Below are 6,692 nucleotides of genomic sequence, written 5' to 3' on the forward strand. Positions count from 1 at the left end.
TCTTCTGTTATGATTATGAGGACGGGACGAACAGCCGGAGGCACGACGGGAGCATCGTGGGCAGAGTCGGGTGTGTCTACGAGACCGAGCCAGCAGCGTCGCGGCACACTCCCCGGCCGCCGCCAACAGATCCGGGCGGTCCAGGGCCACCGACGCCTCGGCGAGGGCCGTGATGGCCAGCCCGTTCCAGGCGCTGACGACCTTGTCGTCACGACCCGGTTGGACCCGGCAGGCACGGGCCCCCAGCAGCGCACCGACGACGCGCTCCAGCTGCCGGCCGTCCTCGGGGTCGGAGCGCAGCTGCAGCACCGAGGTCCCGTGCTCGAAGGTCCCGGCCTCTGTCACCCCGAAGATCGCTGCGGCCCAGTCACCGTCGGACACGCCCAGAACGTCGCGCAGCTGCCCGGGCGTCCAGACGTAGGTCGAGCCCTCCCGGCCGTCGGCGTCGGCGTCCAGCGACGCGACGAACATGCCCCGGTCGGTGAGGTCGCGCAGCAGAAAGTCCGCGGTCTGGCCGGCGATCCGCCGGGCCAGCGCCGAGCCGGCGCGCCGGGCCCAGTGGGCATAGGCCCGCAGCAGCAGGGCGTTGTCGTAGAGCATCTTCTCGAAATGCGGTACAACCCAGTCATTGTCGACGCTGTAGCGGGCGAATCCGCCGGCCAGCTGGTCGTAGATGCCGCCGCGGGCCATCGCGGTGCAGGTGCGCTCGACCGCGGCCAGCGACTCGGCCGAGCTGGTTCGCTCGTGGGTGCGCAGCAGCGCCTCCAGCAGGGCCGACGGCGGGAACTTGGGGGCGCCACCGAAACCCCCGGCTTCGACGTCCTCGTCGCGCAGCAGCGCGGTCACGGCGTGATCGCACAGCGCCGGGGTCACCTCGGGTCCGCCGGCGGGCAGGCCGGAGGCCAGCCTGCGCAGCTCGTCGCCGATCTGGTCCGAGGCCCGTTCGACCTCCTCCCTGCGCTGCCGCCAGGTCTCGGACACCGCCGAGAGAAGCTGCAGGAACTGAGGTTTGGGGTAGTAGGTACCGCAGAAGAACGGCCGCCCGTCGGGTGTCAGGAAGCACGTCATCGGCCAGCCGCCCTGTCCGGTCAGTGCGACGGTGGCGTTCATGTAGATCGCGTCGAGGTCCGGGCGCTCCTCCCGGTCGACCTTGATGCAAACGAAATCCTTGTTCATGGCGGCGGCCACCTCGTCGTCCTCGAACGACTCGTGGGCCATCACGTGGCACCAGTGGCAGGCCGCGTAGCCGACCGACAGCAGGATCGGCACGTCCCGATCGGCCGCCTCGGCCAGCGCCTCACCGGTCCACTCCCGCCAGTGCACCGGGTTGTCGGCGTGCTGGCGCAGGTATGGGCTGGTGGCACCGGCCAGCCGGTTAGCCACTGGGCTCCCGCGGATCGAAGCGGCCGTCGGCGGCCCCGTTGTCCCGGGCCGGTCCGTCCCCCGTGCCCTCCATGGTGCCCTTGTCGGTGCCCTCCACGCTGCCCCCGTCGCTGCCCCGGTCGGCCTCGGGGTTGTCGCGGTCGAAGGATTGCGGCAGCTTCTTGAGGTGGCGGTTCATCGAGCGCACCAGGAAGAACGTGCCGATCAACAGCAGCAGGATCAGCAGCAGGCCCACCGGGCTGGCCTTGCCGAACTCGGGTCCGGTGTTGGAGGGCGCGGTCTCGTCGGCGAGCACCAGCACGGCGGACAACCACATGCCGGTCACCGTTCGATCCCCGCGAACAGATCGGTCTCGGGCAGCGACACCCTGACCCGGGAACGGGCGAGCTCGTATTCCTCGGTGGGCCACAACCGCTGCTGCCACTCGATGGGTGCGTGAAAGAAGTGCCCGGTGGGGTCGATCTGGGTGGCGTGGGCGCGCAGCGCGTCGTCGCGTTGCTCGAAATAGTCCGAGCAGTGCACCCGGGTGGTCACCCGGCCCGCCAGCGTGTCGCGGTCGGGATCCCAGTGCTCCAGCCACTTCTCGAACGGCCCGGTCCGGCCGTGTTTGGCGAACTCATCCTGCAGCAGCTGCATGCGCTGCCGAAGGAACCCGTGGTTGTAGTACAGCTTGGACACACTCCACGGTTCGCCGGCGTCGGCGAAGCGGTGGTGGTCGGCGGCGGCCTCGTAGGCCGCGACCGACACCTGGTGGCAGCGGATGTGGTCGGGATGCGGATAGCCGCCGTTCTCGTCGTAGGTGGTCATCACGTGCGGACGGAACTCACGGATCACCCGGACCAGCCGTTCGGTGGACTCCTCCAGCGGGACCAGCGCGAAACACCCGTCGGGCAGCGGCGGCAGCGGGTCGCCCTCGGGCAGACCGGAGTCGACGAATCCCAGCCAGGTGTGCTCGACACCGAGGATGCCCGCCGCGCGGGCCATCTCGTCGCGCCGGATCTCGGACATCCGGCCATGCACCTCGGGCAGGTCCATCGCCGGATTGAGGATGTCTCCGCGCTCGCCGCCGGTCAGGGTCACCACCATGACCCGGTGCCCCTCGTCGGCGTACCGAGCCATCGTGGCGGCGCCCTTGCTGGACTCGTCGTCCGGATGGGCGTGCACCGCCATCAACCGCAGTTCGGTCACAGTCTGCCTTTACTCCGCACTCGTAGAAGCCGTTCGGCCCTGTCCACGGGCCGGCCCGGGGCCGACCTGTAGGTTGGTAGGCCAGCCGTTCCACTTCTCATAGTTCCATTCTCCGGACGCGGATCAGAAACCCGATCCCTGTCCGGAGACATACCCCACACACGCTCATGGCTCACGACACCACCAACGCTCCGACCCCCCGTCCTGAATCCCGGTACGGGCGCCAACGCCTGTCCCGGACCTCGCGACGGGGTGTCGTGCTGGCCGTGACGGTCATCGCGCTGGGCCTCGGGGTGGTGATCGCCGCCGTCGGCTACCAGCGCCTGGGCTCCTCGGAGGTCAAGGGAGAACTGACCGGCTACGAGTTGATCGACGACCACACCGTGGACGTCACCATCAGCGTGACCAGAAAGGATCCCTCCCGGCCGGTGGTGTGCATCGTGCGGGCCCGCTCCAGGGACGGCAGCGAGACGGGGCGGCGTGAGCTGCTGGTGGCGCCGTCGGATCAGGTGACCGTGCAGGTCACGGGCCGGGTCAAGACGTCCCGCCCGGCCGTCACCGGCGACGTCTACGGCTGCGGCACCGACGTGCCGGCCTACCTGGTGGCCCCCTGACGAGCCCCGCCCCCGAGGCCGCCCGCCTGGAACCCGGCGGTAACGGCATCGAACGAAATCGTGAAAATCGGCTTACCGCCCGGTGGTAGTATTGACGGATACACGGTTCCTGCTGGGACCGTGTATTGCTTCTTTAGCGCGTCGACCGCGGCTCTGAGATGGCAATACACGCGGTGACTCCGCACGCTCCCAGCGGCGACGGTACGCACAGACTGCCCAACGCGAAGCAAGCGCGGACCAACAAACGAGGAGCGCGACGAGATGACTGACACCCAGGTGACCTGGCTGACTCAGGAGTCCTACGACCGGCTCAAGGCCGAGCTCGACCAGCTGATCGCCAACCGGCCCACGATCGCCGCAGAGATCAACGACCGGCGCGAGGAGGGTGACCTGCGCGAGAACGGCGGTTATCACGCGGCGCGCGAGGAGCAGGGTCAGCAGGAGGCACGGATCCGTCAGCTCCAGGAGCTGCTCAACAACGCCAAGGTCGGCGAGGCTCCCAAGCAGTCCGGGATCGCCCTGCCCGGTTCGGTCGTCGAGGTCTACTACGACGGCGACGAGTCGGACACGGAGAAGTTCCTCATCGGCACCCGTGAGCAGGCCATCAACGACGGCAAGCTCGAGGTCTACTCGCCGAACTCCCCGCTGGGCGGGGCGCTCATCGACGCCAAGGTCGGCGAGACCCGCACCTACACCGTGCCCAACGGCAACTCCATCAAGGTGACGCTGGTCAGCGCGGAGCCCTATCACTCCTGACCGCGTCGGCGGTCCCGCCGGTAATCCCGACGGTGACGCCGCGCCGGAACAACGACCGTCATGGCGCCCATCGCCGAGGGGCTGATGCTGCTGCTGCTCGACAACGCGGCCGCCCAGCCCGCGCTCGAGCCCGACCGGCGCCGCCGGGTGCTGGCCGCGGGGGTGTTGCTCGACCTGGCCTTTGCCGGTCATCTGCGTCCGTCGCTGCCGGCCGACGGTATCGCCGCCCACCGGCTGCTGGTGCTGGCCAACGGCGCCCCCGTCGACCCGGTGGGCGCCGCGGCGCTGCGGATCCTTCGCCGCCGGCCCCTCGAGGCCGGGACGGCCGTCGCCAGGATCGGTCGCACCGCCCAGGACGACCTGCTCGATCAGCTGACCCGGACGGGTCGGCTGCGACCCACGCCGGTGGGTGGTCGCGGTAGACGCCGCCGCGCGTGGCCGATCGCCGATCGGGCCCGGGTGTCGGAGCTGCGCGCGGCGCTGCGGGGCACGCTCCTCGACGGCCACCGTCCCCGCCCGGTGACGGCCGCCGTCATCACCGTTCTGTATTCGGCGCACGCCCTGGACGTGGTGTTCTCGCTGAACCGACGGGACTGGGAGTGGGTCCGGGCGCAGGCCGCCGACGTCGCCGCCGGGAACTGGGTCGACGAAACCTCTGCGATCGCCGAGGTCAACCTCGCGGTGACCGCGGCGACGCTGCGTCCCACACTGGCCCGACCCGCCCCGGCACCGTCACGACTCCGGTCGCGCTGAGCCGGTCCCCCCGAGCCGATCCCTCAGCGGGACTCCAGCGCCTGTTCCAGGTCACCGATGAGGTCGGTGACGTCCTCGATCCCCACCGACAGACGCACCAGGTCGTCGGGCACCTCCAGCTGCGAACCCGCCGTCGAGGCGTGGGTCATCGCCCCGGGATGCTCGATCAGCGACTCCACGCCCCCCAGCGATTCGGCCAGGATGAAGACCTCGGTGCGGGCGCACAGGTTGTTGGCCGCTTCCCGGCCGCCGCGCATCCGCACCGACACCATCCCGCCGAACCCGCTCATCTGGCGAGCGGCGACGGCATGACCGGGGTGCTCGGGCAGGCCCGGATACAGCACGCTCGCCACCGCCGGGTGCCCGTTGAGGAACTCCGCCACGCGTGCGGCGTTCTCGCTGTGCCGGCCCATCCGCAGCACCAGGGTCTTGAGACCCCGCATCGTCAGGTACGCGTCGAACGGTCCCGGTACCGCACCCGCACCGTTCTGCAGGAACGCGAACGCGGTGTCGAGCTCCTCGTCGTTGGTCACCAGCGCCCCGCCGACCACATCGGAGTGCCCGCCGATGTACTTCGTCGTCGAATGCAGCACGATGTCGGCGCCCAGCGCCAACGGTTGCTGCAGTGCCGGTGAGGCGAAGGTGTTGTCCACCAGCACCTTGATGCCGCGTTCCCGGCCCACCTCGGCGATCGCGGCGATGTCGGCGATCGTCAGCAGCGGGTTGGTCGGGGTCTCCAGCCAGATCAGCTTCGTGGCGTCGGTGCACGCCGCGCGCACGGCGTCGACGTCGGACAGCGGCACCGGCGTGTGCCGGATGCCCCACTGGGTGAAGACCTTGTCGATCAGCCGGAACGTTCCGCCGTAGGCGTCGTCGGGGATGACGATGTGATCTCCGGGGCGCAGCACGGCCCGCAGCGCACAGTCGGTGGCGGCCATGCCGGAGCTGAACGCCCGCGCGTAGCCGCCCTGCTCGACAGCCGCCAGCACCGCCTCCAGGGATGCGCGCGTGGGGTTTCCGGTGCGGGCGTATTCGAAACCGCCGCGCAGGCCGCCGACGCCGTCCTGGGCGAACGTCGAACTGGCGTAGATCGGTGCGTTCACCGCGCCGGTGGCCGGATCCGGGCGGTACCCGGCGTGGATGGCCCGGGTCGCCGGCCCCTGCCAGCGGTGCGAGTCTGCCTTGCTGCGCTGCTCACTCATAGTGGGTGAGCGTAGTGTGCCGCCGCCGGGCCGATTCCCCTCGGCCGGGCGATGACGCCCGATCACATCGACGGCGGCCCCGGCGGGGTGGTCGGTATGCAGACCGTCGACATGATCTTGTCGGCCAGGGTCTGGCGCTTGGCGTCCCACAGCGGGAACAGGTAGCCGATGTAGCAGAACAGCGTATCCACGATGTGGGCCACCTGGCGGACGATCGACAATCCGAAACCGATGGGCTGCCAGGTCTTCTCGCTGACCACCTTGAACTTCATGACCGACTTGCCGATGCTCGAGCCGGTGGTGCCCTGCCGGTAGCCGTAGTTCCACACCACGAACGCCAGCGCCGCGAGATCGAGCAGCACGAGCGCGATCACCCCGGTCGCCGAGAACTCCGAGGAGCACGCCACCCCGCTTCCGTACCGGCCGGACTGGTCGGTGCACACGTTGTCGCCGGTGGCGATCGCGATCCCGAAGCCGATCGCGGCCAGGATCAGCACCGCAACCCCGTCGATGAGCGAGGCGACGACACGGGTGATCCACGGGGTGTAGGCGTCCCGCGGCAGGGTCATCGGCGCCATCGGGGGCGGCCCGCCGAAACCGGGCGGCGGGCCGCCCCCGATGGCGCCGATGACCCTGCCGCGGGACGCCTACACCCCTCTCTTATACTCATCTCCTAGCTCACGAGACCGAGGCTGACCTTGTATGCCGTCCCCTGCTGGAACAACAAATACTAGCTGTAGTGCTCTACTACCATATCCCGATCTATCTGTTCTAAGCCAGTTATCCTCCCGCCGGC

The 6,692-nt window shown here is 69.6% G+C and carries 8 protein-coding genes; 3 read left to right on the top strand and 5 right to left on the bottom strand.

The features are described from left to right. The 3 genes from CSR00_RS28935 to mca all read right to left on the bottom strand — a co-directional run. Positions 1-1,383 (bottom strand): thioredoxin domain-containing protein (locus CSR00_RS28935; protein WP_141564526.1); only part of this gene is annotated, 1,383 nt, incomplete at its 3' end. After that, on the bottom strand, positions 1,376-1,699 hold the full coding sequence (locus CSR00_RS28940) for a hypothetical protein (protein ID WP_099025812.1): 324 nt from the start codon (positions 1,697-1,699) through the stop codon (positions 1,376-1,378). The genes CSR00_RS28940 and CSR00_RS28935, both read right to left, overlap by 8 nt. A gap of 5 nt (positions 1,700-1,704) precedes the next feature. After that, entirely contained in the window at positions 1,705-2,571 is an 867-nt protein-coding gene (mca, locus tag CSR00_RS28945; RefSeq protein WP_099025806.1) for a mycothiol conjugate amidase Mca, read from the bottom strand. Positions 2,572-2,738: 167 nt separating this feature from the next. On the opposite strand from mca, the gene CSR00_RS28950 reads away from it, so the two are divergent. The 3 genes from CSR00_RS28950 to CSR00_RS28960 all read left to right on the top strand — a co-directional run bounded on the left by CSR00_RS28950 (position 2,739) and on the right by CSR00_RS28960 (position 4,694). Continuing rightward, positions 2,739-3,185, top strand: a complete 447-nt coding sequence (locus CSR00_RS28950; protein WP_099025807.1) for a DUF4307 domain-containing protein — start codon at positions 2,739-2,741, stop codon at positions 3,183-3,185. Positions 3,186-3,446: 261 nt separating this feature from the next. After that, entirely contained in the window at positions 3,447-3,941 is a 495-nt protein-coding gene (gene greA, locus CSR00_RS28955) for a transcription elongation factor GreA (RefSeq protein ID WP_099025808.1), read from the top strand. 60 nt (positions 3,942-4,001) lie between these two features. After that, a complete protein-coding gene (locus tag CSR00_RS28960) occupies positions 4,002-4,694 on the top strand; it encodes a GOLPH3/VPS74 family protein (RefSeq protein ID WP_099025809.1) in 693 nt (230 codons plus the stop codon). A gap of 23 nt (positions 4,695-4,717) precedes the next feature. Here CSR00_RS28960 and CSR00_RS28965 read toward each other — a convergent pair whose 3' ends face one another. Continuing rightward, complete coding sequence (locus CSR00_RS28965) at positions 4,718-5,896, bottom strand: cystathionine gamma-synthase (RefSeq protein WP_099025810.1); 1,179 nt, start codon at positions 5,894-5,896, stop codon at positions 4,718-4,720. 62 nt (positions 5,897-5,958) lie between these two features. Then, positions 5,959-6,465, bottom strand: coding sequence for an Rv1078 family RDD domain-containing protein (locus CSR00_RS28970; protein WP_245906728.1), 507 nt, complete (start codon positions 6,463-6,465; stop codon positions 5,959-5,961). Positions 6,466-6,692: the final 227 nt, after the last annotated feature.

Origin of the sequence: Mycolicibacterium palauense, assembly GCF_002592005.1 — a bacterium.
GTDB lineage: Bacteria > Actinomycetota > Actinomycetes > Mycobacteriales > Mycobacteriaceae > Mycobacterium > Mycobacterium palauense.

What these genes read in the sequence shown, in the direction of transcription:
- CSR00_RS28940 (WP_099025812.1), bottom strand. Translation starts at nt 1,699, where the DNA reads ATGTGGTTGTCCGCCGTGCTGGTGCTCGCCGACGAGACCGCGCCCTCC.
- CSR00_RS28950 (WP_099025807.1), top strand. Translation starts at nt 2,739, where the DNA reads ATGGCTCACGACACCACCAACGCTCCGACCCCCCGTCCTGAATCCCGG.
- greA (WP_099025808.1), top strand. Translation starts at nt 3,447, where the DNA reads ATGACTGACACCCAGGTGACCTGGCTGACTCAGGAGTCCTACGACCGG.
- CSR00_RS28960 (WP_099025809.1), top strand. Translation starts at nt 4,002, where the DNA reads ATGGCGCCCATCGCCGAGGGGCTGATGCTGCTGCTGCTCGACAACGCG.
- CSR00_RS28965 (WP_099025810.1), bottom strand. Translation starts at nt 5,896, where the DNA reads ATGAGTGAGCAGCGCAGCAAGGCAGACTCGCACCGCTGGCAGGGGCCG.
- CSR00_RS28970 (WP_245906728.1), bottom strand. Translation starts at nt 6,465, where the DNA reads ATGACCCTGCCGCGGGACGCCTACACCCCGTGGATCACCCGTGTCGTC.